Origin of the sequence: Microbacterium gubbeenense DSM 15944 (assembly GCF_000422745.1) — a bacterium.
Lineage (GTDB): Bacteria > Actinomycetota > Actinomycetes > Actinomycetales > Microbacteriaceae > Microbacterium > Microbacterium gubbeenense.
The window spans coordinates 40,638-67,095 of sequence record NZ_AUGQ01000012.1 but is presented as its reverse complement, the minus strand read 5'-3'; the positions used below and the strand labels follow the sequence as shown (position 1 = coordinate 67,095).

Genomic DNA, 26,458 nt, shown 5'->3' with positions numbered 1-26,458 from the left:
ATCCGATCTGAGGTTTCAGGCTTCGCCCGAGGCGGCCATGATCATGTCTTTAGTGGCGTCCGGCCCGAACTCGGCCGTGATCTGCCCTCGGCTCATCACGATGATGCGGTGGGCGATGCTGAGGCACTCGCCGACCTCGCTCGTGGTGTACACGACGCCGACACCGCGGCGAGCGCGCTCGGAGAGGAGGCGGAAGACCTCGGCCTTCGCACCGACGTCGATCCCTCGGCTCGGCTCGTCGAGCAGCATCAGGCGAGGATCCGTCGCGACGATCTTGCCGATCACGACCTTCTGCTGGTTGCCGCCCGAGAGCCCGCCGATGTTGAGGTCGGGCCCCGAGGTCTTGACGGTGACCGCGCTGATGAGCTCTTGCGCCCGTTCCTTCTCCTTCTTGCGGGAGATCGCCAGGCCCGTCATGCTCTTGTCGAGGCTCGCGAGCGTCAGGTTGCGCCCCACGGAGAAGGTCTGGACGAGGCCATCGCGCTGACGATCCTCCGGCACCAGGCCGAGGCCCTTCTCGATGCGCTCGGAGATCGAGTCGCGCAGGATCGACTCTCCCTCGAGGTCGATCTCCCCGCTCTCGACACGTCCGCGCCCGGCGACCGCCTCGAGCAGCTCGGTGCGCCCCGCGCCCATCAGGCCATAGATGCAGACGATCTCGCCGGCGCGCACGTGCAGGTCGAGACCGTTCACGACGGCGCGCTCAGGGTTGTCCGGATCGAGCACCGTGAGGTCGGTGACGCTCAGCACGGGCTCGCCGAACTCGTACCCCTCGGGAGGGGATCCGAGGTCGAAGTTCTCGCCGACCATGTTCTTCACGATCCACGCAAGATCGATATCGGCACGCTCGCCGCGCGCCGTCATGGTGCCGTCGCGCAGCACGACCGCGTGGTCGGTGATCTCCAGCGCCTCTTCGAGGTGGTGGGAGATGTACACGATCGCAACGCCGCGTGCGAGCAGGTCGCGGATGATGCCGAACAGGGTCTCGACCTCGGCCGCCGCGAGAGCGGACGTCGGCTCGTCCATGATCAGGATGCGGGAGTTCACCGAGAGCGCCCGGGCGATCTCGACGACCTGCTGCTGACCGACGCGCAGGTCCGACACGAAGGTGTCGGGGTCGATCGCGAGGTTCATGTCGTCGAGCAGCGCGCGCGTCTGCCGGGTCTCCTCGGCGAAGTCCACCCCGCCGAACCGGCGCATGATCTCGCGCCCCATGAAGATGTTGTCGCGCACCGTGAGGTTCGGCGCGAGGCTCAGCTCCTGGTGGATGATCGAGATGCCCCGCTCGGCCGCCTCCGTCGTGGAGGAGAACGTCACGGGCTCGCCACCCAGGAGGATCTCGCCCGAGGTGGGCTGCTCGACGCCCGACAGGATCTTCATCAGCGTCGACTTTCCGGCGCCGTTCTCGCCGAACAGCGTTGTGACAGTGCCCGAGCGGATCTCGAAGTTCACGCCCTTCAGCGCGCGCGTACCGCCGTAGTTCTTGACGACGTCGCGCGCCTCGAGAACGACCTCATCGGTGCTCACCATGCTCACCCGACCTCGAGCTCGGACGGCGTCACGAGCCACGCCTCGGGGTTGATCATCGTGAACGCCCCCGTGATCGTCGCGGTGCTGCCCTCGAGCGCCTCGGTGTCGACGCCCTCGAGCACGGCCGACTTCATGTACTCGTTGAGCGAGGCCGCCGCGTTCTGGTAGTCGATCTGGTTGGTGAACTCGCCGAACGCGATGTCGCCCGTCGCGTCGCGCAGCTCGGTGCCGTTGATCGCCGGACCGGTCTGCACGCGCACCGTGAGCGCCTCGGGAAGGCCCTCGACCTGGAAGTCGTAGATGCCCGACGAGTTCTCCGCGAACGTGCCGGTCATCGTCACGCTGAACACGGGTCCGCCCGAGCTCTGCACGGCGTACTCGCCGACCGCGGCGTCCGGGTCGGCGGCGATCGCGGCGGCGAGCTCCTCGGCGGGAACGGCGCGCTCGGTGATCCCCTCCTGCACGGCGGGGAACGTCTCCTCACCGTACGTCTCGGCGTTGAAGCCCTCCTCCGCGCCCGGCAGCTCGGCGCCGTACGGCACCACCTTCGTGCCGAGGGCGATGAAGGCGATCACCGCGACGATGACGATCGCGAGGATCCCGCGCTTGGCGCCCTTGCTGAGCCCGTGGCGCGCGCTCGTGGTCTCGGCGGCGCTCACAGGAGGATCCGCGATTCGGTGTCGTTCGGACGGATCTGCAGCTTGCGTCCGTCGCCGCGGCGGAACAGCTCGAGCGCATCGGCGTAGTCGTCGAGCGTGAACGAGTGGCTGATCATGGCGCGCGCGTTGATGGCGCCCGCCTCGAACATCTCGACCGCGCGGCCGAACGAGTTGAGCACGGCCATCGTGCCGACGATCGAGATCTCATCGCGATAGATGCGGAACGGCGAGAACCGAGCGGTCTTGTCGGCGGGAGCAACGCCGAAGTCCTGGAAGAAACCGGCGGGCTTGACCCGCGTGAGCGCATCCTCGATCGCACGGATGTTGCCGGTGCAGTCGATCACGACGTCCCACTTCTCGCGGTCGGCGTCGTCGGCGGAGGTGTACCGCAGCTCGATGCCGCACTCGGCCGCGACCTGCAGGCGGTCCGGGTTGAGGTCGACGATCGAGACCGTCGCCGCACCGGCGCGGTGCGCGAGCTGCGCCATCAGCAGGCCCATGGTGCCGGCGCCGTACACGAGCACGTGGTCGCCCATGCGGCGCGGCAGCACGTCCCATCCGCGGATCGCGCATGCCAGCGGCTCGATGAGGGCGGCCAGGTAGATGTCGGTCTCGGGCTTCAGCCGGAAGACGTTCGTCGACGGAGCCGTGAAGAACTGCTGCGAGGCGCCGTCCGAGGCGACGACCCCGAGGCCGTTCCACCGCGGGCAGAGGTTCTGGTGCCCGTTCAGGCACTGCTCGCACTCACCGCACGTGGTGCTCGGGTTGATCGCCACCTTGTCGCCGACCTTGAAGTCGAATACGCCGTCGTTGACGCCCTCGCCGAGCTCGACGATCGTGCCGGTCGCCTCGTGTCCGGGAACGAGGGGGAACACCGTTCCCTCGAACTCGCCGTCGAACACGTGGGTATCGGTCCCGCAGATTCCGACCGCAGCCGTCTCGATGAGGATCTCTTTGTAGCCGGGTGTGGGCTTCGGCCGTTCCTCAAGGGCCAGCACTCCTTGTTCCTGAAAAGCGACTGCGCGCATCGTTGCTCCGTTCGCGTCGGGCTCGGGGCTCTCGTCGCCCCGGGCCTGTGGGCGGTCATCCGCTCGGTGTCGCCGCGCCTTCCGGCACAGGACCCGTGGTGAGTGACCCATCGACAGTGTTACGTTTGAGTAGCTTAGAACATGAACTACGTTAGATTCAACGTCAACATCGTGACACGTAGATAACGAATCTCAGCAAGCGACATCGAGGGAGATGGACCATTGAGCACGAGCGAACCCACGCGCCCCATAGGATCCGAGGGGATCCCGTCGACGCAGCGCGCCGCTGTTCTGCATGCCGCGCGCGATGTGAGGATCGAATCGCGCCCCGTGCCGACGCCCGCGGCCGACGAGGTGCTCGTGAGGGTCACCGCGGTCGGCGTGTGCGGCAGCGACGTACACTTCTACCACGACGGCCGCCTCGGCGACTGGCGGGTCGACGAACCGCTCGTGCTCGGGCACGAATCCGGCGGCGTGATCGTCGCGGTAGGCGCCGACGTGGATCCGGGCCGGATCGGCGAGCGCGTATCGATCGAACCCCAGCACCCTTCGCACACGTCGCCCGAGACGCTGCGCGGCGAGTACAACCTCGACCCCGAGATGCAGTTCTACGCCGTGCCCGGCACCGACGGCGCGTTCCAGGAGCACGTCACGATCCAGAGCCACTTCGCGTTCGCGATCCCCGACACCGTCAGCGACGACGCGGCGGCCCTCATGGAGCCGCTGTCGGTCGCGATCGCCACTGCGCGCAAGGCCGCGATCCAGCCGGGATCGCGCGTGCTCATCGCCGGCGCCGGCCCGATCGGCATCGTCTCGGCGCAGGTCGCCCGCGCGTTCGGCGCGACCGAGGTCATCGTGTCCGATCTCGCGGAGGCCCGCCGCGCGTCGGCGCTGACCTTCGGCGCCACGCGCGTGATCGATCCGGCCCACGACGATGTCTCATCGCTCGACGGCACCGTCGACGCATTCATCGACGCGTCGGGTGCGGCACCCGCCGTCAAGAGCGGGATCCGCGCGGTGCGGCCCGGCGGCCGAGTCGTGCTCGTCGGCATGGGCATCGACGAGATGCCGCTGCCGATCACGCACATCCAGAACAACGAGCTCATCATCACGGGCGTGTTCCGCTACGCCAATACATGGCCCGCCGCCATCGCGCTCGTCGCCGACGGCCGGGTCGACCTCGACCGCATGGTGACCGGCCGATTCGGCCTCGACCGCGTCACCGACGCGCTCGATTCGACGTCGGATCCCGCCACCATCAAGTCGATCGTCACACCGAACAGCTGATCGCGGGAGAAATCGTGAACGGAACGGAACTGCGATCGACGGCTGCTCGTTCAGCCGCCGAGCAGCCTCGTCACGCGATCCGACGCAGTGACCATGTGCACGGCCATAGCCGAGGCGGCCGCGTCGGGATCGCCGGCGTCGAGCGCATCGAGCACGGCCTCGTGCTCGACCGCCGCGACCTCGGCGTCGGGCAGGGAGTGCACCGCGCGGTCGGCGTGCACCTGCAGCAGCGAGCGCACGACGTGCAGCAGATCGTGGAGCGTGCGGTTGTCGGCGGCCTCGGCGATATCGAGGTGGAACGCGAGGTCGGCCCGCGTGAACGCCGCGAGGTCATCGCCCGCGTCGCGCATCTCGCGCACGTGGGAGCGCAGCGTGTCGCGAGCGGTCGCATCCGCGCGAGTCGCCGCTATGCGGGCGACGTAGATCTCGAGCCCCGAGCGCAGCTCCAGCAGCTCGCTCGTGTTGCGTTCGCCGATCAGCAGCCCCCAGCGCAGGGTCTGCGGCAGCAGCTCGCTGGCCTGTCCGCGAAGGAACGTGCCGGATCCGGGGCGCACCTGCACGATGCCCAGAATCTCGAGCGCCGCGAGCGCCTCGCGCACTGCCGAGCGCCCCACGGCGAGCGACGCGGCGAGCTGTCGCTCGGAGGGCAGGCGCGTGCCGGGCTCGACGGATCCGCTGGTGAAGAGGTCGAGCAGGCGCCGCGCCACTTCGCTGACGGGCGTGCCCGTCGGCAGCGTCCCGAGCGCGTCGACGATCTGCGCCGACGACGAGGAGTCGCTTGCCATGCCGTGCCTCTCTGTCAGTGCACGGAGGCCGAGACGCCCCGCGCGATCGGCGAGATCCGTGCAGCCCATCACACTACACATCGACGAACCCCCGGGATCGACCGCGAAGGAGAGGCCCATATGCCGACGCATTCCCGTAGTAGATTGTTATTGGTCAACCGGTTTGCCAAACTCATGACATCACGGCTCGATGTCGACCACGAACGGACGAAGCGATCATGACGCGCCTCTGGAACGACCCCGCAGACTTCGCGGACGAGATGATCGACGGCTTCGTCGCGGCGAACGGCCGCTACGTGCGGCGCGTGTCGGGCGGCGTCGCCCGATCCACGAAGACGCCGGAGGGCCAGGTGGCGCTCGTTGTCGGCGGCGGCAGCGGCCACTACCCCGCGTTCGGCGGGCTCGTCGGGCCCGGCCTCGCGCACGGCGCCGCGATGGGCAACCTGTTCGCCTCGCCGTCGACGCAGCAGGTGTTCCACGTCTCGAAGGCCGCAGAGAACGGCGGCGGCGTGCTGCTCAGCTACGGCAACTACGCGGGCGACGTGCTCAACTTCGATGCGGCCCAGGAGCAGCTGCGCGCGGCGGGGATCCCCTGCCAGAGTCTCGCGGTGACCGACGACGTCTCCAGCGCTCCCGTCTCGGAGAAGCACCGGCGCCGCGGTATCGCGGGCGACCTGACGGTGTTCCGCATCGCGGGCGCCGCCTCCGCGCGCGGGGCCTCGCTTGACGAGGTCGCGCGCCTGGCGGCCCACGCCAACGAGCGCACCCGATCCTTCGGTGTGGCCTTCAGCGGCTGCACGCTCCCCGGCGCTCCCGAGCCGCTCTTCGAGGTCGAGCCCGGTCGCATGGCGATCGGCCTCGGCATCCACGGCGAGCCCGGCCTGCGCGACGCCGACATCCCGACCGCCGACGAGCTGGCGGCGCTGCTCGTCGAACGCCTGCTCGAGGAGCTGCCCGACGGCGTCGACCAGGCGCGCGGCGCACGCGTCATCCCGATCCTCAACGGGCTCGGATCCTTGAAGTACGAGGAGATGTTCGTCGTCTACCGCCGCGTCGCGCAGCTGCTCGAGGCCGCCGGCATCGAGGCGGTCGATCCGCACGTGGGCGAGTACTGCACGAGCTTCGACATGGCCGGCACCTCGCTGACGCTCTTGTGGCTCGACGACGAGCTCGAAGATCTGTGGGAGACGCCCGTCGACAGCCCGGCGTACCGCCGCGGATCCGTCGACCGCACCGGCGAGATCGTCGCCGACGACGACGCGGATGAGCAGGCGGCCGAGATCGTCGCCGCGGACGACGAGGGGCGCGCAGTCGCCGCCATCGTCGCTCGGGCGTTCGACATCGCGCGCGACACGATCGATGAGAACGTCGACGAGCTCGGGCGCCTCGACCAGATCGCCGGCGACGGCGACCACGGCATCGGCATGCAGCGCGGCGTGCACGCCGCACGCGACGCCGCACGCGACGCGGTCGAGCGCGGCGCCGGCGCCCGCACGACGCTCGAACGCGCCGCGGACGCCTGGTCGGATCGGGCCGGCGGCACCTCGGGCGCGATCTGGGGCGCGATCCTCACGGCGGTCGCCTCGCACGTCGACGACGACGGCTCCCCCGCCGCGTCCGCGCTCGCGGACGGCCTCACCGCCGCGTCCGAGCGCGTGCTGACATTCGGCGCGGTACCGGGCGACAAGACGATGGTCGACTCGCTCGTGCCGCTGTCGGAGGCGTTCGCGGCAAGGGCCGCATCGGGTGCGTCCGTGGCCGACGCCTGGCGCGACGCCGCGGACGCCGCCACCCGGGCCGCCGCGGCGACGGCCGACATGCTCCCCCAGATGGGCCGCGCGCGCACTCACCACGAGAAGTCGCTCGGCACACCGGATCCCGGAGCACACTCGCTCGCGCTCCTCGCGCAGGCGCTCATCACCCTCACTGACGGAAAGAAGGCTTGATCATGGCTGAACCGCTTCGCATCATCATCGGCGGCGACGACGCCGGCTTCGGATACAAGGAGATCATCAAGAAGGATCTCGAGCAGAACGACCTCGTCGCGAGCGTCGTCGACGTGGGAGTCTCGGCCGACGGCCACACGCCGTACCCGACGGTCGCGATCGAGGCCGCCGAGCGTGTCGCGCGCGGCGAGGCCGACCGCGCGATCCTCATCTGCGGCACCGGGCTCGGCGTCGCGATCGCGGCGAACAAGGTCGCGGGGATCCGTGCGGTCACCGCCCACGACAGCTTCTCCGTCGAACGCTCCGTGCTCTCCAACAACGCGCAGGTGCTCTGCATGGGCCAGCGCGTCGTCGGCATCGAGCTCGCCCGCCGCCTCGCGAAGGAGTGGCTGACGTACCGGTTCGACGAGACATCGGCATCGGCCGAGAAGGTCGCGATCCTCGACGGGTACGAGAGCACCGGAAGCTGCTGATGGTCACTGTCGGCGTCAGCCTGAAGATGTACTTCGGGCACGGGCGTGCGCTCGCGTGGTTCGACGACGTCGCCGCGCGCGTGCGCTCGCACGCCGGCGTGACGAGCGGATCCGTCGAGCTGTTCATCACGCCCACCTACCTGCAGGTCGGCCCCGCCGTCGAGGCCTTCCGCGGCACCCCCGTGCGGATCGGCGGGCAGGACGTCGCGTCGGCCGACGAGGGCGCGTTCACCGGCGAGGTCTCGGCCGCCGAGCTCGCCGAGGTGGGCGCGACGATCGCCGAGATCGGCCACGCCGAGCGGCGGCGGCTGTTCGGCGAGACCGACGCGATCGTGGCCGAGAAGACGCGCGCCGCCCTCCGCGCCGGGCTCACGCCGCTGCTCTGCATCGGCGAGCGGGACGAGCAGGATCCGGATTCTGCCGCCGAGATCTCCCTGCGGCAGCTGCGTGCGTCGCTTACCGGGGCTGAGGGCGGATCCGTCATCGTCGCGTACGAGCCCGTGTGGGCGATCGGCGCCGCCGAGCCCGCGGGCGAGGAGCACGTGCGCGTCGTCGCGGGCGCGCTCCGCGCGGCGCTCGAAGCGGATCCCCTGCGCACCGGATCCGCCGTCATCTACGGGGGCGCGGCCGGCCCGGGGGTCATGACGGCGCTCGGCGACGCGGTCGACGGCGTCTTCCTCGGGCGCTTCGCGCACGATCCCGACGCGCTCGTGCAGGTGCTCGACGAGGCGACCCGCGTCGCGGAGGGGCGCGCGGCGTGATCGGGCTCGGGACGTACGCCTATTTCTGGCAGCACGCGGAGGGGCTCTCCCTCGTCGGCGCGTTCGAGGACGCGCGCGCGCAGGGCGTCGAGCTCTTCCAGATCTGCGACTACGCGCCGCTCGAGCGGATGACGGATGCGGAGCTGCGCGATGCGGCGAGCGCCGCGCACGACCACGGCCTCACGATCGAGCTGGGCACGAAGGGGATCGAACAGGAGCGCCTGTCGAGGTTCCTCGAGCTCGCGGAGGTCTTCGACGCCCGCCTCGTGCGCAGCATGCTGTACGGGCCGGGCTCGCGCCCGTCGCTCGACGAGGCGACGCGGATCCTCAGCACGGCGATGCCCGCGTACGAGGCGGCGGGCGTATCGCTCGCGCTGGAAACGTACGAACAGGTGCCGACGCGCGACCTCCTGGGCGTGATCGACGCGGTCGGAAGCGCCGCGCTCGGCGTGTGCCTGGATCCGGCGAACGTCGTCGCGCAGCTGGAGAGCCCGCGCGCGTGCACCGAGCAGACCTCGCGGCTGGTGAAGAACGTTCACGTGAAGGACTTCGCGTTCGCGCGCCAGGACGGCTGGGTCGGCTTCACCTACAGCGGCGCCCGCATGGGTGATGGCCTGCACGACTACGGCCACGTGCTGGACGTCATCCGACCCCGCGAACGCGGCATCAACGAGGTCGTCGAGCACTGGCTGCCGCGGCAGGCAGATGCCGAGACCACGATCCGAACCGAGCGCGATTGGACCCGCGCGACCCTGGAATATCTGAGGAGCACCCTATGAGCGAGAAGTACAGCATTGCCGTCATCGGCGCCGGCGGAAAGATGGGCATGCGCGTGTCCAACAACCTCGTGCGCACGGATCACGATGTGCGCTACGTCGAGAACTCCCCCGCGGGCCAGGAGAGCACGCGCGAAGCCGGGCGCACGCTGACCGAGTCGTCCGTCGCCGTCGCGGACGCCGACATCGTCGTGCTCGCGGTGCCTGACCTCGCCCTCGCCGCCGTCACGGCGGAGCTCGTGCCGCAGATGAAGGCGGGATCCGTCTGCCTGACGCTCGACCCCGCCGCCGCCTACGCGGGCCTGCTCACGACGCGCGACGACGTGATCCAGGCGGTGGCGCACCCGTGCCACCCGTCGATCTTCCTGCAGCGCGAGACGCCCGAGCAGTGGGCCGACACGTTCGGCGGCATCGCCGCCCCGCAGGACGCGATCGCGGCCGTCGAGAGCGACGACCCGGCGAAAAAGACCCTCGTCGAGGAGACCGTGCGCGCGATCTACGCGCCCGTCATCGACGTGCACTTCGTGACGATCAAGCAGCTCGCCCAGCTCGAGCCGACGCTCGTCGAGACGGTGGCGTGCATGATCGGCGAGCTGCTGAACGAGGCGCTCGACGAGGCGATCCACACGATGGGCGTGCCCGAGGCCGCCGCGCGCAGCATCATGTACGGCCACACGCAGGTCGCGCTCGCCAACGGCCTGCGCGGCGACAACCCGTTCAGCGACGCGTGCCTGATCGCGATGAAGTACGGCCGCGAGTCGATCATCAAGGACGACTGGAAGAAGATCTTCCAGGACGACGAGCTCGACAAGAACCTCGCCGCGATGCTGCACCTCGACAAGATCGCGCGCTGATGGCACGGCTGTCGGGAAAGACCGCCCTCGTCACGGGCGCGGCATCGGGGATCGGGCTCGCGGTCGCCACGCGGTTCGTCGCCGACGGCGCTCGCGTGGTGATCGCCGACCGCGATGGCGCTTCCGCGGAGCGGGCCGCGGCCGCGCTCGGCGGCGAGGCCCGGGCGGTAACCGTCGATATCTCGGACGAGGGCCAGGTTGCAGGTGCGTTCACGTCGTTGGCCGCCGGCGGCTGGGCGCCGAACGTCGTGGTCGCCAACGCCGGCGTGCAGCTGTTCGGCCAGGACGCGCAGATCGCCGACCTCGACCTCGAGGCCTGGCGCCGCACCGTCGACATCAACCTGACCGGCACGTTCCTCACCGTGAAGCATGCGGTGCGGTCGATGCTCGACGCGGGCGGCGGATCCATCATTCTGACCGGCAGCCCCACGGGCGTGACGGGCGAGGGCAAGGACTTCACCGCGTACAGCACGACCAAGGCGGGGATCCACGGCCTGGGCCGCACGGTTGCCGCCGCGTATGCCCAGCGCGGCATACGCGTGAACACCGTCGTGCCGTCCTACGTCGAGACGCCGCTGGTCGAGGCGATCAGCACGGATCCCGAGCAGCGCGCGGCGATCACCTCGCGGATCCCTATGGGGCGCCCGGCGACGCCGGATGACCTGATCGGGGTGATGTCGTTCCTCGCGAGCGATGATTCGGCGTTCGCCACCGGTGCGGCGTTCACCGTCGATGGTGGGATGACGACACTGTAGGCGGCGACCGCTCGGCGACGAGAGGATGGGGAGATGACCTGGATCCGCGAACAGATCGTGCCCGTCGCGCTCGGCGACTGGGCCCTGGATCTGCGCGACGATGACCTCGCACAGATCCGATATCGGGGTCGCGAGGTGCTGCGCTCCGTGCGCGCCGTCGTGCGCGACCGCGATTGGGCGACGGCCTCGTGGGTCGTGGGCGCGGTCGATGTCGGGGACGACGTCGCGCGGATCCCTCTCTCGTCCGGCTCGTTCGGCGTGCGCTTCGACGGGTCGCTGACGGTTGTTGTCGACGGCGACTCCCTATCGGTGACGTTCGAGGCCGCGGCCGACCGCGAGTTCTGGACCAACCGCACCGGCCTGGTCGTGCTGCACCCGGCGGCCGTTTCGGGGGATCCGCTGACCGTGACGCACACGTCCGGGGAGGTCTCGCAGATCGAGTTCCCGCGCGATATCGTGCCTCACCAGCCGGCCTACGACATCCGAGCCCTGTCGTCGGAGGGCGTGACGGTGGCGTTCGAGGGCGATGCGTTCGAGATGGAGGACCAGCGCAACTGGACCGACGCCTCGTTCAAGACCTACAACCGCGCGCTGGCGGATCCCTTTCCCTATCTGCTCGACGGGCCGGTGACGCAGCGGGTGACGGTGACGGTTGCCGAGACCCTGACTTCTCGGCCAGCACCTGACGAATCGGGCGGCTCCGTCAGGCCCTCGCCCACATCTCAGGCGCTCGGCGAACTCCGCCTCGAGGAAACCGGGCCCGTCACGTTCTCGGTGGGGGCGTCGACGGCGCCGGGTGCAGGATCCGCGGATCCGGTCGGGCACGACACCCTCGTCGAGGTCGACCTCGGCTGGGCCGGATGGCCGGCCGTGATCCAGCGCGCGACCGCCAGCGGCCTGCCGCTCGACGTGCGATTGGTGCTGCCGCTGGAGGCGGCGGAGCAGGCGCTCGAAGATGCCATCGCCGCCCTCGAGCAGGTCCCCCTCGCACGGATCACGGCGTTCCAGCCGCCCACGCATCCGCACGAGCACATGGCCGACGACGAATCGCTGCGGCTCCTGCGAACGGCGTTGGGCGCGCGAGACGTGCCGATCATCGGCGGCACCCGCTCGCACTTCACCGAGCTGAATCGCGGCCAGCATCTGGTTCCGCCCGGCCTCGACGGCGTCGCGTTCAGCACGACGCCGATGTTCCACACCCGCGAGGTGCTGCAGCTCGAGCAGGCCATCGGCATGCAGCGCCTCATCGCCCAGCAGGCCGTGCGCATCGCCGGGTCCCCCGTGCACGTCGGCCCCGTGTCCCTGCGCGCGCACCTCAACAACGTCGCCACGACGGATCCGCCGCGCCCGTCGGTCACGGATCTCTCCGAGGGATACGGGCCCGAGCTGCTCGACGCCGACGACGAGCGGCAGCGGGATCCGGAGCTCGCGACGTGGACGATCGCGAGCGCCGCGGCGCTGGCCGTTCCGGGCGTTGCGTCCGTGTCGTTCTTCGAGGAGCGGGGACCGCGCGGCATCCGTGCGGCCGTCGGATCCGATTACCCCGTCGCGGACGCGATCCGCGCCCTCGCGGCGCTCGAGGGCCCGCTCGTGACGGCGCGCGATGGCGAGGTCTGGGCGATCGGATCCGCCGCGACGATGCTCATCGCGAACCTCGATGAGATATCGCGCGCGGTGAGGATCGGCGAGGCCTCGGTCGAGGTCGGGGCGAAGGGGTGGGTCGCGGTCGGTTCAGAAGGAGATGTCGCGTAACGACGGATCCGATCGCCCCGATCCTCCGCAGTCAGCCCGATTCTCCTCCCGAAACGCGAGGCGCCCCGACCCCCACCAGGGCCGGGGCGCCTCGGTTCAGGTCACCGTCCGGTGCGGAAGGTGTGCGACCAGGTCGCGTCGCCCGCCGTGCGGAACCACGGATCCGCGATGGCGGTGATCTCGACCGATCGCTTCTCGCGGTGGAACCCGGCCTCGACCGGCTCGCCGTCCGCGTAGTAGGTCACGTGCTCCGTCTCCGGGATCACGTAGCCGTCGCGCCCGAGGCCCGGCTTCTCCACGAACTCCGGCGCTTCGGCCGCAATAGGCGTCGTGAACACCGGCACCTGCGAATAGTCGATATCGCTCGCCAGCATGTAGCTGGTGTAGCTCGGCTGGTTGTAGGCCGTGTTCTGGCGCGCAACCTCGACCCGGTACTGCGGGTCGTGCATCAGCGTCGTCAGCTTGCGGTCGGTGACATCCGTCGACATGTAGACGCGGATCTCAGTGCTGTCGGCGTCGCGCACGAGCAGCTCCTCGCGCCAGTCGCCGAGGACATCGGCGACGAGCGACGGGTTGCCCTTCGTGCCGTTGTTCGTCGACGTCCCGGTCACGTCGAGCAACGTGTTCGCCCGGCCGTCCTGGATGGTCACGGGCTCGCCCTCGCCGCCGGCGACGATCTGCGTCGTCATATCGGCGGCCCAGCGGATCGACATGTTCGTGCCCGCCGTGTAGCCGCCGAAGTCCGGCCCGGGCCAGTACTCGAGGCCGGGGTGCTCGGCGTTGATGTCGCCGATCATGCCGCGACCGGTGTCGCGACCCGAGTACGCGCCGTCGAGCACCTCGCCCGTCGCCGCATCGCGCAGCGCCCAGCCGTACGGCGCCCACGCCGCACCCTCGTGCACCGAGAAGATCTCGAGGCCATCGCGCTCGGGCAGGATGTCGGTGACGTGCATCGCGTCGCCGTGACCGAGCTTCGCCTCGGCGCCCGGATCCGCGCTCTCCGCGGGGAGCGTGTCCCGCGAGCTGTAGAGCAGCGATCCGTCGTCGTCGAGCGTGGCCGAGCCGTACACGATCTCCTGCTTGCCGTCGCCGTCGACGTCCGCCGCTGACAGCGAGTGGAAGCCCTGTCCGGCGAGGGTGCCGAGTTCCGGATCTGACCCGATGCCGCCGTGCGGGCCGTCGTTGAACGGGTTGGTCATGGGCACGTGGCCGCTGTCGGAGACCCAGCGAGTCGTGAGATCCGTGCCGTCCCAGTCGTAGGCGGCGATCACAGCGCGCGTGTAATAGCCGCGCGCGAAGATGGCCGAGGTCGATTCGCCGTCGAGGTTCGCGACTCCGGCGAGGAAGCGGTCGACGCGGTTGCCCGGCTCGACGCGCGACATCGCGTAGTCGCCCCAGAGGAGGCCGTCGTCGCCGCGAGCCGGGGTGTAGTCGACGGTGTCGAGCTCCTCGCCCGTCGCGCCGTCGAACACCGTCAGGTACTCGGGTCCGTCGAGGATGAATCCCTCGAACTCGTCCAGCCGGTTTTTGTCGCTGCGGCTGGGTGCCCACGTGTCAATGATGTAGCCGGCGAGCGCGCTCGCGTCGCTCTCCGACAGCGGGTAGTCGTACCGGTCGTCGATGCCGAGCGCGGCCTCGACTGTCGCCGGCCACTGGCCCGAGGTCACCTCTTCGCGGTCGGCCCAGCCCCGGAGCATGCCCGCGAGGTGGTCCGCGTACTCATCGGCCGACAGCCGGTAGTCGTCGTCGTTCGTCACGCCCGCGTCGATGTCGTCGGCGGGAAGCGTGATCGGAGCCTCCTCGCCGTTCGAGGTCACGGTCGTGCCCGGCGCCGTCTTCAGCATGATCTCGGCGCGGCCATCGCCGTCGAAGTCTTCGACCATGAACTGCGTGTAGTGCGCGCCCGACCGGATGTTCTTGCCCAGGTCGATGCGGTGCAGCAGCGTGCCGTCGGCCTCGTACGTGTCGATGATCGTCGACGCCGTGTAGCCGCGCTGCGACACGTCCTTCGCGTTCGACGGGTACCACTTGACGACGTACTCATACTGGCCGTCACCGTCCACATCGGCGACCGACATGTCGTTCGCGGCGTACGTGTACTCCTCGCCCTCGGGGTGCAGCACGCCCGCGGGCATGCGCCCGCCCTCGGGCTTCTGGATCGGGATCGAGGCGTACTGTCCGCCCCACGGCGTCACCTGTTCGCTGCGCTCGAGCTCCACGTCGTTCACGATCGGCGCGACGGCGTACTCCGACGACGAGTCGCCGTGCGGATCCAGGTAGTTCGTACTGTCCGTGACCGTCGCGATGGGCTCGCCGTCGCGGTAGAGCGCGAAGTTCGGACCGGTCATGCTCGCGCCGGTCGCGCCCGTCGTCTCGCTGCCGAGCAGGCGCCAACTGACGAACACGCCGTCGTCGGTCGTCGCCGCGGCGAGACCGCGGTCGAGGTTCTTCTCGAACTGCGACGGCACTGTCACCAAATCGGCTGGACGGTCATCCGCCTGCGCCGCGAGCGCGACGTTCGGGATCGCGAACGCCAGGGACGCCGCAACGACGCACGCTCCCCAGCGGGTTCCTCGCCTGCGCCAGAATGCCGAATTCTCCATCGAATCTCCTTCATCGGTCGTGCCGGCCGCGATGCCGGGTGTCGCCATCTTCGCTTTGTAACGTTATAAGGATGCGATGCTCGAAGACAAGACTCGGCCCCAATGCCCTCCGAGAAGCGCCCCTCGCTGCCCGAAACGCCGCAAGCAATTGACTTCTCCCGCGAAGAGTGTCTACCTTGGACGCCAGAGGATAGCGCTTTCCCAATCCGACGTCGCACAGCGACGACACCCCTTCACGACGATGTGGAGCATCAATGACCACAGCATCCCAGAACGCCACCGAGACTCTGGCGGCCGCCGACGCGCGCCGCGAGAAGAAGTCTCCCGCCCTCCTGCGATGGTGGCTCAACAGCTGGCACCCGATCGTCTTCCTCATCGCCGTCATCGCCGCATGGTGGATCGCGACGGAGTCGGGTTCGGTTGCGCCCTACATCCTCCCCTCGCCCTCCGACACCTGGGCGGCGTTCGCCGACAACAGCGCCTACCTCTGGCAGCACACCTGGGTGACGACCTACGAGACCGTCATCGGCTTCATCATCGCGGTCGTGCTCGGTCTGTTCGTGGCGGTCATCATGGTCTACTCGAGCGGCCTCGAGAAGACGCTCTACCCGGTGATCCTGTTCGCGCAGGTCATCCCGAAGATCGCGATCGCGCCGCTGTTCATCGTGTGGCTCGGCTTCGGCGTCGGCCCCAAGATCCTCGTCGCCGTGCTGATGGCGTTCTTCCCGGTCGTCATCTCGGGCCTGTCGGGCCTGCGCTCGGTCGATCCGGAGATCCTCCAGCTCACCTCGACCATGGGCGCCGGCCGCATCAAGACCTTCCTCAAGGTGCGCCTCCCCGCCGCGCTTCCCGAGCTGCTCGGCGGCCTCAAGGTCGCGGCGACGCTCGCCGTCACCGGTGCGGTCGTCGGTGAGTTCGTCGGCGCGAACGAGGGCCTCGGCTACGTGATCCTGCAGGCCAACGGCAACCTCGACACGGCGATGCTCTTCGCGGCGCTCATCATCATGTCCCTCATGGGCGTGCTGCTGTTCGCGATCATCCAGATCGCCGAGCGCTTCCTCATCCCCTGGCACGCGTCCCGGCGCGGGAGCGGCTCCGCTTCCGTCCGCGCGTCCGCCTGACACACCTCGACACCCATCGAAGGAGATGGAACTCATGTTCACCAAACGCACTCTCACCTCTATCGCACTGCTCGGCGCCGGCGCCATTGCGCTCGCCGGCTGCTCGGGCGGATCCGACGCGCCCGCTGAAGAGAACTCCGACGGCACCCAGACCGTCACGCTGATGCTCAACTGGTACCCCTACGGCGAGCACGCCCCGTTCTACTACGGCATCGAGCAGGGCATCTTCGAGGAGCACGGCATCGACCTCCAGATCGAGGCGGGCCAGGGGTCCACGAAGACGGCGCAGGCCGTCGGCCAGGAGCAGGTCGACTTCGGCTGGGCCGACAGCCCCGCCGTGATGGCGAACATCGACAAGGGCGTGAAGATCCAGAGCGTCGGCGTGTTCCTCCAGACGACGCCGTCGGCGGTGCAGGTCTTCGCCGACTCGGGCATCGAAACGCCCGAAGACCTCAAGGGCAAGACGATCGCCGTCTCGGCCGGCGATGCGCCCACGACGACCTTCCCGCTGTACCTCGAGTCGGTCGGACTCGAGGAGTCGGACGTCAAGCAGCAGAACCTCGACCCCGCGGGCAAGATCGCCGCGGTGCTGTCCGGTCAGGTCGACGGCCTCATCGGGTTCGCCCACGACCAGGGCCCCACGATCGCCGGACAGAGCGGCAAGGACATGACGTACCTGCGCTACTCCGACGCGGGCCTCAACTTCTACAGCAACGGCCTCATCGCGCCGGCCGGCACGATCGAGTCGGATCCCGAGCTCGTCGACGCACTCGTGCAGGCGACGAGCGAGGCGTTCACGGCCGCGTCCGAGGATCCGGAGGCCGCCGTCGCCGCGATGGACGGCAAGGACCCGCAGATGCCCGACGCCGCCGTGCTCCAGGATCAGTGGGAAGAGACCATGCTGCTCCTCGAGACCGACGCCACGGCCGGCGAGGCGCCCGGCACCAACGCCGCCGAGGACTGGGAGTCGACGATCGAGGTCCTCTCGGGCGCCGGACTCACCGAAGAGGGCGCGTCCGTCGACTCGTACTTCACCGACGCGTTCCAGCCGGAGTGACCATGAGCGCCGCCACACAGACATCGACCACCGTCGCGGTCACTGACGTCGGCATCACCTTCTCGTCGAAGCGCAGCCACGTCTCGGCGCTCGAGGGCATCGACCTGAACGTCGAGCAGGGCGAGTTCGTCACGATCGCGGGCCCGTCGGGCTGCGGAAAATCGACGCTCCTGAAGGCCGTCGCGGGGCTCACGCTGCCGACCACCGGATCCGTGCACCTGCGCGGATCCGAGGTCACGGCGCCGCGTCAGGACATCGGTTACGTGTTCCAGCGCGCCGCCCTTCTCGAATGGCGCAACGTGCGCGGCAACATCCTGCTGCAGGCGGAGATGCGCGGCATGGATGCCGGCACGGCGCGGCGCCGGGCCGACGAGCTGATCGAGATGACCGGGCTAAAGGGCTTCGAGAAGGCCCTGCCGCACGAGCTGTCGGGCGGAATGCAGCAGCGCGTTTCGCTCTGCCGCGCGCTGCTGCACGAGCCGAACGTGCTGCTCATGGACGAGCCCTTCGGCGCCCTCGACGCGCTCACCCGCGAGCGCATGAACGTCGAGCTCAACCGGATCTGGGCCGAGACGGGCACGACCGTCATGCTCGTCACGCACTCGGTCGCCGAGGCCGTCTACCTCGCGAGCCGCGTCGTCGTGATGAGCCCTCGCCCCGGCCGCATCGTCGAGGAGCACATCGTGGACCTCCCGAAGCGCCGCGACTACGCGGCGACGCTCGAGGATCCTGAATTCCACCGTGTGTCCGCGCGCGTGCGCGAACTGCTCGGTGCGACGGGCGCGGAGGAGTAGCCTCCCTCGTGATAAGACCAGGCGCCCCGTGGACCGATCCCCACGGGGCGCCTCTGCGTCACGCCTCGTGCGTGCCGCGCGAGGTGATCTGCTGCGGCGCGGGAACGGGCTCTTCGGATCCGCGGATCTGGCGGTGCAGGCGCTCCATGCGCTCGTCGAGATCGCTTGCGGTCAGCGCCGCCTCGCGCAGCTCGTCGAGCAGCTGCTGCGGCACCTGCTTGTCGTACTTGTAGTAGATCTTGTGCTCGAGGCTCGCCCAGAAATCCATCGCGATCGTGCGGAACTGCACCTCGACCGGCACCCGCACCGTTCCGCGCGGGAGGAACACGGGCACCGTGATGATGGCGTGCAGGCTCTTGTACCCGTTGCTCTTCGGCTCGGCGATGTAGTCCTTCACGGCGATGAGCCCGATGTCGTCCTGACCGACGAGCAGCTCGAACAACCGGTACGCGTCGTTGACGAAACTGCACGTCACGCGCACGCCGGCGATATCGGTGATCCCCTCACGGATCGCCGTGAAGTTCGGCTGGATGCCGCGGCGCTGCACCTTCTCGAGGATCGATTCGACGCCCTTCAGTCGGCTCGACAGGTGCTCGATCGGGTTGTACGAGTGCTGGTGGGAGAAGTCGTCGCGCAGAATCTCGAGCTTGGTCTCGATCTCGCGCATGCCGAAGCTGTACTCGTTGAGGAACTGCTGCATCTCGTCGCGCAGTTCCCTGGCGAGAGCGATCATGCTTTCGTCGACGTTCACCGTGGGCATGGCTCGACCATACGTGCACCGCCCGGCCCGGCGCTATGCGATTGCTATGAATGCGCCGGTGGCGCGGCGCGGGCGTACTGCCGCACGATCGACCGATACTGCGGCATCAGCATCGCACCGAGGGCCAGGACGACCGCCAGGAATCCGCCCACGACGAAGATGAGCGCGATCCCGCGCGAATCTCCCTCGCCGAGCAGCCAGGCCCACTTCGCCTGACCCGCGTCGGTGCGCATATACGGGATCACGAGGAACTCGGCGAGCGGACCGATCATCAGCGATGTCACGGGCGCCGCGGCCGCCTCGAACATGCGCGCGAACCCGAACACGCGTCCCTGCTGGCGATACGGCACGACCCGCTGGATGACGGTCTGCTCCGCCGCCTCGACCGCGGGGATCAGCGCCATGTACACGCCGCCGATGAAGTTGTTGAGCATCGAGAAGAAGATGAGGAAGAGCAGGCCGTCGGCGGCGCGAACGGCACGCCAGCCGCCGCGGAGGTCAACCCATCCGGTCGGCGCCGCATCTCCCTCAGTGCGCACGATGCGCGGCTCGTCGATCCGCAGCAGCAGAAGGTGGCAGAACGCGATCGCGACCGCGCTGATCCCGATCACGAGCGTCCAGCCCATGCCGAGGAAACCGATCGCGAGCCCGGAAAGAACGCTCGTGACGAGCATAGACAGCCCCTCGACCGCGCCCACCGCACCGTTCGCGTTCGCGTGCCTGGCGTCGGGCACGAGCAGAGTGACGGCCGTCGACATCGCGATGCTGCGCAGCTGCTCGATCACGGCGCCCGCCAGCATGACGACCGCGAAGATCCAGAACCACGGCCGCGAGAGGTCGGCGATCGCGTCGGCGCCGACGGCGAAAAAGAACACTGCATCCGCCACGAAGATCACGAGCGCGATCCCCGTTCCCCACGCCATCACCGGCTTCTTGCGGTACCGGTCGACGAGCGTGCCGAAGAACATGCTCGTCAGCGCCACGAACAGCATGAGCGCGGCGCCGATGAGCGCCGTGGAAAGCACGTTGCGGGTCTCGATGTAGATCCAGAACGTGAGCCCGAACCACATGAACGACGTCGACACGTTCGCGACCGCCGTGTTGACCAGCAGCGCGACGAACGTGCGGATCCCGTTGCCGGGGATCGTGGGGAGGTCTGCGCTCACGAGACGACAGTATCCGCCGCGCGCCGTCGGCGGCAGGGGTTACGGTATGGTCATGATCCGTTCCGCGCCCCGCCTGGTCGGAGGCGTGCCGCTGATCGACCGGCGGAACTCGCCCGCGAGCGATCGTGAGGATCCGGTCGTGCGCACCTTGGCGGGCCGGGTGCGCGGGTTCTGGCGCGGCGACTGCGCGACCTTCACGGGGATCCCGTATGCCGCGCCGCCCGTCGGCGAGCTCGCGTTCCGCGCGCCCCGGCCGCACCCGGCGTGGGACGGCGTGCGCGATGCCACAAGCCAGGGCGCGACCCCGCAGCGCGGCGGCACCGGCGCGACACTGATCCCCGAGCCGAGCGTGCCGGGGACCTCGACGCTCAACGTCAATGTGTTCACGCCCGATCCCGCGGCCGACGGGCTGCCCGTGCTCGTGTATATCCACGGCGGCGCGTACGCCTCCGGGTCGATCGCGAGCCCCTGGTACGACGGCGCCGCGTTCGCCCGCGACGGCGTCGTGACGGTGACGCTGTCGTATCGCATCGCCTTCCCCGGGTTCGGGTGGGTGCGCGGGTCCGAGCAGAATCGCGGGGTGCGCGACTGGATCCTCGCGCTCGAGTGGGTGCAGGAGAACATTCGCGCGTTCGGCGGCGACCCCTCCCGCGTCACGCTCGCGGGGCAGTCGGCCGGCGGCGGCGCCGTGCTCACGCTGCTCGGCATGCCGGCGACGCACCACCTGTTCCACGCCGTGTGGTGCATGTCGCCGACGCTGTCGCTGATCGGGCGCGACGAGGCGGAGGCACTCGGAGATGCGCTCGCCCGGGCCCTCGGCGCTGCCAACAGCGCCGAGGGGCTCGGCTCTGTCGATGCGGGCGTGCTGTCGCGGGCGCAGGTGCCGCTCGTGGCCGGTGCGGGCGGGCTCGCGGGGCTGCGGCAGTCGGTGGCGAGCGGGCTGCACATCGGTCCGGTCGTCGACGGCGAGCTCATCGATCGCCCGACGCTGGCCGCGCTGCGCGGCGGATCGGGGCGCGGGATTCCGCTCGTCATCGGATCGGCCGACGACGAGTTCACCATGGTGCTCGATCCCTACGCCCGCTATCTGCGCCGCGTCCCCGCGGCTCCCGTGCTCGCGCTGCTCGGGCTCGACGGGTCCCGCGCTCGGGCGTACCGCGCCGCGACCCCCGACGTGCGCGGCACTGTCGAACGCGTCGGCCGGTACGTGAGCGACATGGGCTTCCGCCGGCACGTGCGGCGCGTCGGCGACGCGCGTGACCCGGGCAATACCTGGGGCTACCGGTTCTCCTGGCGCTCCCCCACCCGCGGGTGGGCGTTCCACTGCCTCGATGTGCCGTTCTTCTTCGACGTGCTGGGGGCGCACGGCGTCGCGGCGGTGGCCGGGGACGAGCCTCCGCATGCTCTCGCCGACGAGATCCACGGCTCGGCGGTGCGATTCATCGACTCGCATACCGCACCCTGGGCCGGATGGCCCGAGACGCGGGTGTTCGATGAGCGCTCCGCGACGGTTTCCGACGGGTACGCCGGGGTGCGGCCGCTCGGCTGACCCGGTTCTGTCGGAACATCTGGGCGGATCGGGTTGACACCGGCCCCCGCAGGTTGTTCCTCCGACGGAACCCGAGCCGCCCCGCGCGCCGTTCCGACAGAACCGGGTCAGCGGATGACGACGGCGTGGGGCATGCGCTCCTGCATGACCTCGATCGCCCGCGGGCTGCCGTCGATGAGCACCGCTTGGCGCCCGAGCCGGCTCGCGACCGCGCCCGTGGTGCCGCTGCCCGCGAAGAAGTCGAGCACGCGGTCGCCCGGCCGGGTGGAGGCCTTGACCATGCGCTCGAGAATCCCCTCCGGCTTCTGCGTCGGATAGCCCGTGCGCTCCGGCCCGCTCGTCGGCACGATCGTGTGCCACCATACGTCGGTCGGCAGCTTGCCGCGCGCCGCCTTCTCGGCGCTCACGAGCCCCGGGGCCATATAGGGCTCACGGTCGACGGCGTCGGAGTCGAAGAAGTACTTCTCCGGGTCCTTCACGTAGACCAGGATCGTGTCGTGCTTCGTCGGCCAGCGCGACCGGCTCTTCGCGCCGTAGTCGTAGGCCCAGATGATCTCGTTCAGGAAGTGGTCGCGGCCGAACACCGCATCGAGCATGACCTTCGCGTAGTGCGCCTCGCGGTAGTCGAGGTGCAGGTACAGCGTGCCGTCGTCGGCCAGAAGCCGCCAGGCCTCGGCCAGCCGCGGCTCGAGGAACGCCCAGTAGTCGTCGAACCGGTCGTCGAACGTCGTGAGCGTCTGCCGCACCCGTTCGTACTTGCGGCCGTGGAAGCCGTTCCAGATCGGGTTGTCGGTGGCCGCGAGGAACTCGTCGTCGAACAGCGCGTCGCCCGTCGCGGGCGGCACGTCCTGCGCCCGCACGGCGTCGGGCGCATGCGTCGCGCGCTGCGTCGTGTGCTGGCGCTTCCGGCCTGTGTTGAACGGCGGATCGAGGTAGATCATCGTGAACGCGCCGTCGGGCAGCTTCTGGGTGATCTCGAGGTTGTCGCCGTGATGGATCGCGACGGGCGCCGCGATGCTGAGCCCGCGCTGCGCGGAGGAGTCGGTGTCGCTCACGGAACGCGGTGCAGCCACGAGTCGGTCGAGAACTTGGTCTCCACGAGCGCCTCGGCGGCCGCATACTCCTCGTCGGTGATGTGCCCGCGGGTCGCGCCCGTGAACCCCTGGAACTGATCCATGAAGGCATCGAGGATCGCGCGGCGCTCCATGCCGGTCTGGCTGCGGATCGGGTCCACCCGCTTCGCGGCCGAGGTCGTGCCCTTGTCACTGAGCTTCTCGCGCCCGATGCGCAGCACCTCGGTCATCATCTGGCCGTCGATGTCGTAGCTGAGCGTCGCATGGTGCAGGATGCCGCCGTTCGCGAGACGCTTCTGCGCCGCGCCGCCGATCTTGCCCGCGGGGCTCGTGATGTCGTTGAGCCCCTGGTAGCTCGCCTCGATGCCGATCGACTTGAGCGCCTGCAGCACCCAGTCGTCGAGGAAGGCGTACGAGTCGGCGAACGTCAGCCCCGCGACGAGCGAGGCCGGGGCATAGAGCGAGTACGTGATGATCTGCTCGGCGCCCATGAGCATCGCGCCGCCGCCTGAGATCCGGCGGATCACGTCGAAGCCGTACCGCTCCGCTCCCGCGGGATCGACCTCGTTCTTGTACGACTGGAACGAGCCGATGACGACGGCCGAGCGGTCCCACTCCCAGATGCGCAGCGTGGGCTTGCGCAGCCCCGCGCCGACCCGCTCGGTGAGCACCTCGTCGAGCGCGAGGTTCATCATCGGGGACACGGCCGGGTCGTCGACGAGCTCCCACTCGAAGTCGCTCCACGTCGAGGCCGTCACGAGCGCGCGGCGCACGGCCGTGCCGACCGATTCTGGCGTGAACCCGAGCAGCTGCGCCCCCTCCGGCAGCGCACGGCGGATCGCGGCGGCGATCGTCGGCACGTCGGCGGTCTCGGCAAGCCCCACGACCGCGCGATTGATGTCGAGAAGGGCGTCGTCGGGCTCGAGGAAGAAGTCTCCGGCGAGCGCGAATTCGCTGATCCGGCCGTCGGTCACCTCGAGGTCGACGACGACGAGTTTGCCGCCCGGAACCTTGTACTCACCGTGCATGATTCCAGCGTAGCCGGGCTACCCGCGCGGGAACCGCGCGTCGAGCCAGGCCAGGATGTCGGCGCGCACGCTCTCCTGCTGATATCCGTTGAGGATCTCGTGCCGCCCGTCGTACACCCGCGTGATCACGTCGGTGAACCCCGAGCGCGTGCGGTACGCCTCGGCGAGCTTGTGCACCGCTCGCGGTCCGCCGACGCTGTCGTCGCGCCCCACGAGCAGCAGGGTCGGGATGTCGGGCAGGTCCTTCGACGGCAGCCCGTACAACTGCAGCGCGTTCGGCAGCCCGAACAGCTCGAGGAGCGACCTCTGCACCGTCAGCGGATCGGCGAGCGCCGCGTCCTGCACCGCGGGATCCTCGCTGATCCACTCGTTCCCCTTGCCGCCCGGGTGGTCCCAGCGCTTGTTGAGCGGGGCGGCGTTCAGCACCCCGGGCCACCGCAGCGCGGATCCGACGAGCACGACGCCGTCGTACGCACCCGGATGCTCGTTCACGAGCTGCTGCGAGAGAAAGGATCCCCACGAGTGCCCGAGAATCACGAGCGGCCCGTCCGGCGTCTCGTCGCGTGCGATCTGCGACATCCGCCAGGCGGAGTCGACCGCCGCACGGTACCCGCCGCGACCGAGGCGGCCGAGCTTCGCGAGATCGCCGTGCTGCTCGAGGCCCGTGCGCCCGTGGCCGCGGTGGTCGTCCGCGTACGCCGTCCATCCGGCCGCGGCGAGCGCCTGCAGCAGCGCGGCGTAGCGGCCGGAGTGCTCGCCGACGCCGTGCAGCACGTGCACGGCCCCGCGGGACTCGCCGTCGGGGGCGACCCTGTCGTAGACGATCCGGGTGCCGAGGTGGTCGACGAACGAAGGCATGCTTCGATCATTGCAGAAACTTTAGTTATCAAAACTAATGAGTTATGCTAATTAATCTCATGGCTGATGATCCCATCCCCTCCGAAGCGTCCGACATTCGGACCGCCGCGATGCGCCTCGCCCGCAGGCTCCGGCAGCAGCGGTCCGTCACGACGATGACCGACGCGCAGTTCGCCGTGCTCGTGAACCTTCATCTGCACGGGCCGCACACCCTCACGGCGCTCGCCGAGCGCGACGGCGTGAGCGCCCCGTCGATGAACCGCACCGTGAACTCCCTCGAGGACGCCGGTTACGTCACGCGCGTGTCCGACACCGAGGACCGGCGCAAGGTGCGCATCGCGATCACCGACGACGGATCGGCCGTGGTGCGGGAGACGATCGACCGCCGCGACAGCTGGCTCGCGCGGATCCTCGGCCGCGTCGACGAGGACGAGCGGCGCACCCTGCACGAGGCCGCCGCGATCATCCTCCGGGAGGTGCACCGGTGAGCACCATGTTCCGCTCTCTGCGGGTGTTCAACTACCGCGTGTGGTTCATCGGAGCGCTCGTCTCGAACGTCGGCGCGTGGATGCAGGCGACGGCACAGGACTGGGTCGTACTCACCGAGCTGACCGACCACGACGCGACCGCCGTCGGCTTCACGATGGCATGCCAGTTCGGCCCGCCGCTCGTACTCGCCGGCGTCTCGGGATGGATCGCCGACCGATTCGATCGACGAAAGCTGCTGCTGGTCACGCAGTCGACGCTCGCGCTCCTGTCCGTGCTCATCGGCACGCTGCTGCTCACGGATCTGCTCACATTGCCGATCATGCTGGGCATTGCGCTCGCGGTCGGCGTCGCGAACGCGATCGACAACCCCGCCCGACAGGCATTCGTCACCGATGTCGTCAGCCGGCAACAGGCGTCCAACGCGGTGGCGCTGAACTCGGCGTCGTTCAACATGGCACGACTCATCGGGCCCGCCGTCGGAAGCGTGCTGCTGCTCGCCGTCGGCAGCGGCTGGGTCTTCATCATCAATGCCGCGACCTTCGGGGCGATGCTCGCCGCGATCCTGCTCATGCGCAAGAACGAGCTGCAGCCGAGAACCTACTCGAAGAAGGGAACGGGCAGGCTCTCCGAGGGCGTGAAATACGTCTGGGGTCGTCCCGACCTGCTCGTCGTCTTCATCATGGTGTTCCTGATGGGTGCGTTCGGCATGAACTTCCCGATCTTCGCGTCGACCATGGCGGTCGAGTTCGGCCGTGATGCCGACGGGTACGGATTGCTCAGCTCGACGCTCGCTGTCGGATCCCTGGCGGGGGCTCTGCTCGCGGCGCGCCGTGCCAGGGCGCGGGTGCGCGTCGCGATCGTCGCGGTAGGCGCATTCGGCGTGTTCCAGATCGCGGCCGCGCTGACGCCCCTGTACCTGGCATATGCCGCTGTGTGCATACTCATCGGCTTCTGCACCGTCAGCTTCCTGACGACCGCGAACGGCTACGTGCAGACGACCACGGATCCCGCTCTGCGCGGCCGTGTGCTCGCGCTGTACCTCGCCGTCATGATGGGATCCACACCCATCGGCGCCCCCATCATCGGCGCGGTCGCCGACGCGTGGGGACCGCGCACGGCGATCATCGTCGGAGGCGTGGCCGGAGTCATCGCGGCGCTCATCGGTCTCTTCTGGCTGGTCGGATCCGGTCGGCTGCACCGCTCCGAGCGGGGCGGGCTGCGCCTCGCTCTCGACGAGACCCGGCCGATCGACATCATCACGACCGCGATCCCGCAGCAGCCCTCGATGGACGACACGATCGTGCAGTCGACCACGGCGCAGCCCGAGCTGAAGGACCGCCCCGAGCTGCGCTGA

24 protein-coding genes are annotated in these 26,458 nt (G+C 69.4%); 14 read left to right on the top strand and 10 right to left on the bottom strand.

The genetic code is table 11. The features are described from left to right. Positions 1-15: 15 nt before the first annotated feature. The 3 genes from G510_RS0108770 to G510_RS0108760 are packed head-to-tail and all read right to left on the bottom strand — an operon-like array spanning position 16 to position 3,187. On the bottom strand, positions 16-1,530 hold the full coding sequence (locus G510_RS0108770; RefSeq protein WP_036322549.1) for a sugar ABC transporter ATP-binding protein: 1,515 nt from the start codon (positions 1,528-1,530) through the stop codon (positions 16-18). Positions 1,531-1,532: 2 nt separating this feature from the next. Continuing rightward, a complete protein-coding gene (locus tag G510_RS0108765) occupies positions 1,533-2,189 on the bottom strand; it encodes a DUF2291 family protein (RefSeq protein WP_036322548.1) in 657 nt (218 codons plus the stop codon). Next, positions 2,186-3,187 carry an alcohol dehydrogenase catalytic domain-containing protein gene (locus G510_RS0108760; protein ID WP_245563268.1) on the bottom strand — a complete coding sequence of 334 codons (1,002 nt, stop codon included), beginning with the start codon at positions 3,185-3,187 and terminating at the stop codon, positions 2,186-2,188. The genes G510_RS0108765 and G510_RS0108760 overlap by 4 nt, the downstream gene beginning before the upstream one ends. Positions 3,188-3,439: 252 nt before the next feature. Here G510_RS0108760 and G510_RS0108755 point away from each other — a divergent pair, with 252 nt between their 5' ends. Beyond that, the gene (locus G510_RS0108755; protein WP_051216610.1) at positions 3,440-4,504 is read left to right on the top strand and encodes an NAD(P)-dependent alcohol dehydrogenase; all 1,065 of its coding nucleotides are present in this window, start codon (positions 3,440-3,442) and stop codon (positions 4,502-4,504) included. Positions 4,505-4,554: 50 nt separating this feature from the next. Here G510_RS0108755 and G510_RS0108750 read toward each other — a convergent pair whose 3' ends face one another. Beyond that, positions 4,555-5,289: a FadR/GntR family transcriptional regulator gene (locus G510_RS0108750; RefSeq protein WP_029153332.1), complete on the bottom strand. Its 735-nt coding sequence runs from the start codon at positions 5,287-5,289 to the stop codon at positions 4,555-4,557. A gap of 218 nt (positions 5,290-5,507) precedes the next feature. Here G510_RS0108750 and G510_RS0108745 point away from each other — a divergent pair, with 218 nt between their 5' ends. Genes G510_RS0108745 through G510_RS0108715 form a run of 7 tightly spaced genes read left to right on the top strand, consistent with a single transcriptional unit; the run spans position 5,508 to position 12,606 of the window. Then, the gene (locus G510_RS0108745) at positions 5,508-7,235 is read left to right on the top strand and encodes a dihydroxyacetone kinase family protein (protein WP_029153331.1); all 1,728 of its coding nucleotides are present in this window, start codon (positions 5,508-5,510) and stop codon (positions 7,233-7,235) included. Positions 7,236-7,237: 2 nt separating this feature from the next. Next, on the top strand, positions 7,238-7,708 hold the full coding sequence (locus G510_RS0108740) for a ribose-5-phosphate isomerase (protein ID WP_029153330.1): 471 nt from the start codon (positions 7,238-7,240) through the stop codon (positions 7,706-7,708). Next, on the top strand, positions 7,708-8,469 hold the full coding sequence (locus G510_RS0108735; RefSeq protein WP_036322546.1) for a triose-phosphate isomerase family protein: 762 nt from the start codon (positions 7,708-7,710) through the stop codon (positions 8,467-8,469). The genes G510_RS0108740 and G510_RS0108735 overlap by 1 nt, the downstream gene beginning before the upstream one ends. Then, positions 8,466-9,248 (top strand): sugar phosphate isomerase/epimerase family protein, encoded by a 783-nt coding sequence (locus G510_RS0108730; protein ID WP_029153328.1) that lies wholly within the window; start codon positions 8,466-8,468, stop codon positions 9,246-9,248. Before G510_RS0108735 ends, G510_RS0108730 begins: the two co-directional genes overlap by 4 nt. Further along, positions 9,245-10,099, top strand: a complete 855-nt coding sequence (locus G510_RS0108725; protein WP_029153327.1) for a phosphogluconate dehydrogenase C-terminal domain-containing protein — start codon at positions 9,245-9,247, stop codon at positions 10,097-10,099. Before G510_RS0108730 ends, G510_RS0108725 begins: the two co-directional genes overlap by 4 nt. Further along, entirely contained in the window at positions 10,099-10,854 is a 756-nt protein-coding gene (locus G510_RS0108720; protein WP_029153326.1) for an SDR family NAD(P)-dependent oxidoreductase, read from the top strand. The genes G510_RS0108725 and G510_RS0108720 overlap by 1 nt, the downstream gene beginning before the upstream one ends. Positions 10,855-10,887: 33 nt before the next feature. Further along, on the top strand, positions 10,888-12,606 hold the full coding sequence (locus G510_RS0108715) for a D-apionate lactonase family protein (RefSeq protein WP_029153325.1): 1,719 nt from the start codon (positions 10,888-10,890) through the stop codon (positions 12,604-12,606). Positions 12,607-12,707: 101 nt separating this feature from the next. On the opposite strand, the gene G510_RS16115 is transcribed toward G510_RS0108715, so the two are convergent. Continuing rightward, positions 12,708-15,209, bottom strand: a complete 2,502-nt coding sequence (locus tag G510_RS16115) for a rhamnogalacturonan lyase (protein WP_051216614.1) — start codon at positions 15,207-15,209, stop codon at positions 12,708-12,710. Between the two features lie 254 nt (positions 15,210-15,463). Between G510_RS16115 and G510_RS0108705 the strand changes: the two genes are divergently transcribed. The 3 genes from G510_RS0108705 to G510_RS0108695 are packed head-to-tail and all read left to right on the top strand — an operon-like array spanning position 15,464 to position 18,181. After that, complete coding sequence (locus G510_RS0108705; protein ID WP_029153324.1) at positions 15,464-16,330, top strand: ABC transporter permease; 867 nt, start codon at positions 15,464-15,466, stop codon at positions 16,328-16,330. A 34-nt stretch (positions 16,331-16,364) separates the two neighbouring features. Further along, complete coding sequence (locus tag G510_RS0108700) at positions 16,365-17,387, top strand: ABC transporter substrate-binding protein (RefSeq protein ID WP_029153323.1); 1,023 nt, start codon at positions 16,365-16,367, stop codon at positions 17,385-17,387. 2 nt (positions 17,388-17,389) lie between these two features. Then, positions 17,390-18,181, top strand: a complete 792-nt coding sequence (locus G510_RS0108695) for an ABC transporter ATP-binding protein (RefSeq protein WP_029153322.1) — start codon at positions 17,390-17,392, stop codon at positions 18,179-18,181. 58 nt (positions 18,182-18,239) lie between these two features. Here the strand turns inward: G510_RS0108695 and G510_RS16110 are convergent, their stop codons facing one another. Beyond that, positions 18,240-18,941, bottom strand: coding sequence for a GTP pyrophosphokinase (locus tag G510_RS16110; protein WP_051216609.1), 702 nt, complete (start codon positions 18,939-18,941; stop codon positions 18,240-18,242). A gap of 44 nt (positions 18,942-18,985) precedes the next feature. Next, entirely contained in the window at positions 18,986-20,107 is a 1,122-nt protein-coding gene (locus tag G510_RS0108685; RefSeq protein WP_029153321.1) for an MFS transporter, read from the bottom strand. Positions 20,108-20,159: 52 nt separating this feature from the next. Here G510_RS0108685 and G510_RS0108680 point away from each other — a divergent pair, with 52 nt between their 5' ends. Then, positions 20,160-21,656: a carboxylesterase/lipase family protein gene (locus G510_RS0108680; RefSeq protein ID WP_084644286.1), complete on the top strand. Its 1,497-nt coding sequence runs from the start codon at positions 20,160-20,162 to the stop codon at positions 21,654-21,656. A gap of 107 nt (positions 21,657-21,763) precedes the next feature. On the opposite strand, the gene G510_RS0108675 is transcribed toward G510_RS0108680, so the two are convergent. The 3 genes from G510_RS0108675 to G510_RS0108665 are packed head-to-tail and all read right to left on the bottom strand — an operon-like array spanning position 21,764 to position 24,615. Continuing rightward, positions 21,764-22,711 carry a DNA-methyltransferase gene (locus tag G510_RS0108675; protein ID WP_245563265.1) on the bottom strand — a complete coding sequence of 316 codons (948 nt, stop codon included), beginning with the start codon at positions 22,709-22,711 and terminating at the stop codon, positions 21,764-21,766. Continuing rightward, on the bottom strand, positions 22,708-23,757 hold the full coding sequence (gene lplAB, locus G510_RS0108670; RefSeq protein ID WP_029153318.1) for a lipoate-protein ligase LplAB: 1,050 nt from the start codon (positions 23,755-23,757) through the stop codon (positions 22,708-22,710). The genes G510_RS0108675 and lplAB overlap by 4 nt, the downstream gene beginning before the upstream one ends. 18 nt (positions 23,758-23,775) lie before the next feature. After that, positions 23,776-24,615 (bottom strand): alpha/beta fold hydrolase, encoded by an 840-nt coding sequence (locus G510_RS0108665; RefSeq protein ID WP_029153317.1) that lies wholly within the window; start codon positions 24,613-24,615, stop codon positions 23,776-23,778. Positions 24,616-24,674: 59 nt separating this feature from the next. On the opposite strand from G510_RS0108665, the gene G510_RS0108660 reads away from it, so the two are divergent. Both G510_RS0108660 and G510_RS0108655 read left to right on the top strand, forming a co-directional pair. After that, a complete protein-coding gene (locus G510_RS0108660; protein WP_029153316.1) occupies positions 24,675-25,103 on the top strand; it encodes a MarR family winged helix-turn-helix transcriptional regulator in 429 nt (142 codons plus the stop codon). Positions 25,104-25,108: 5 nt separating this feature from the next. Then, positions 25,109-26,458 carry an MFS transporter gene (locus G510_RS0108655; protein ID WP_029153315.1) on the top strand — a complete coding sequence of 450 codons (1,350 nt, stop codon included), beginning with the start codon at positions 25,109-25,111 and terminating at the stop codon, positions 26,456-26,458.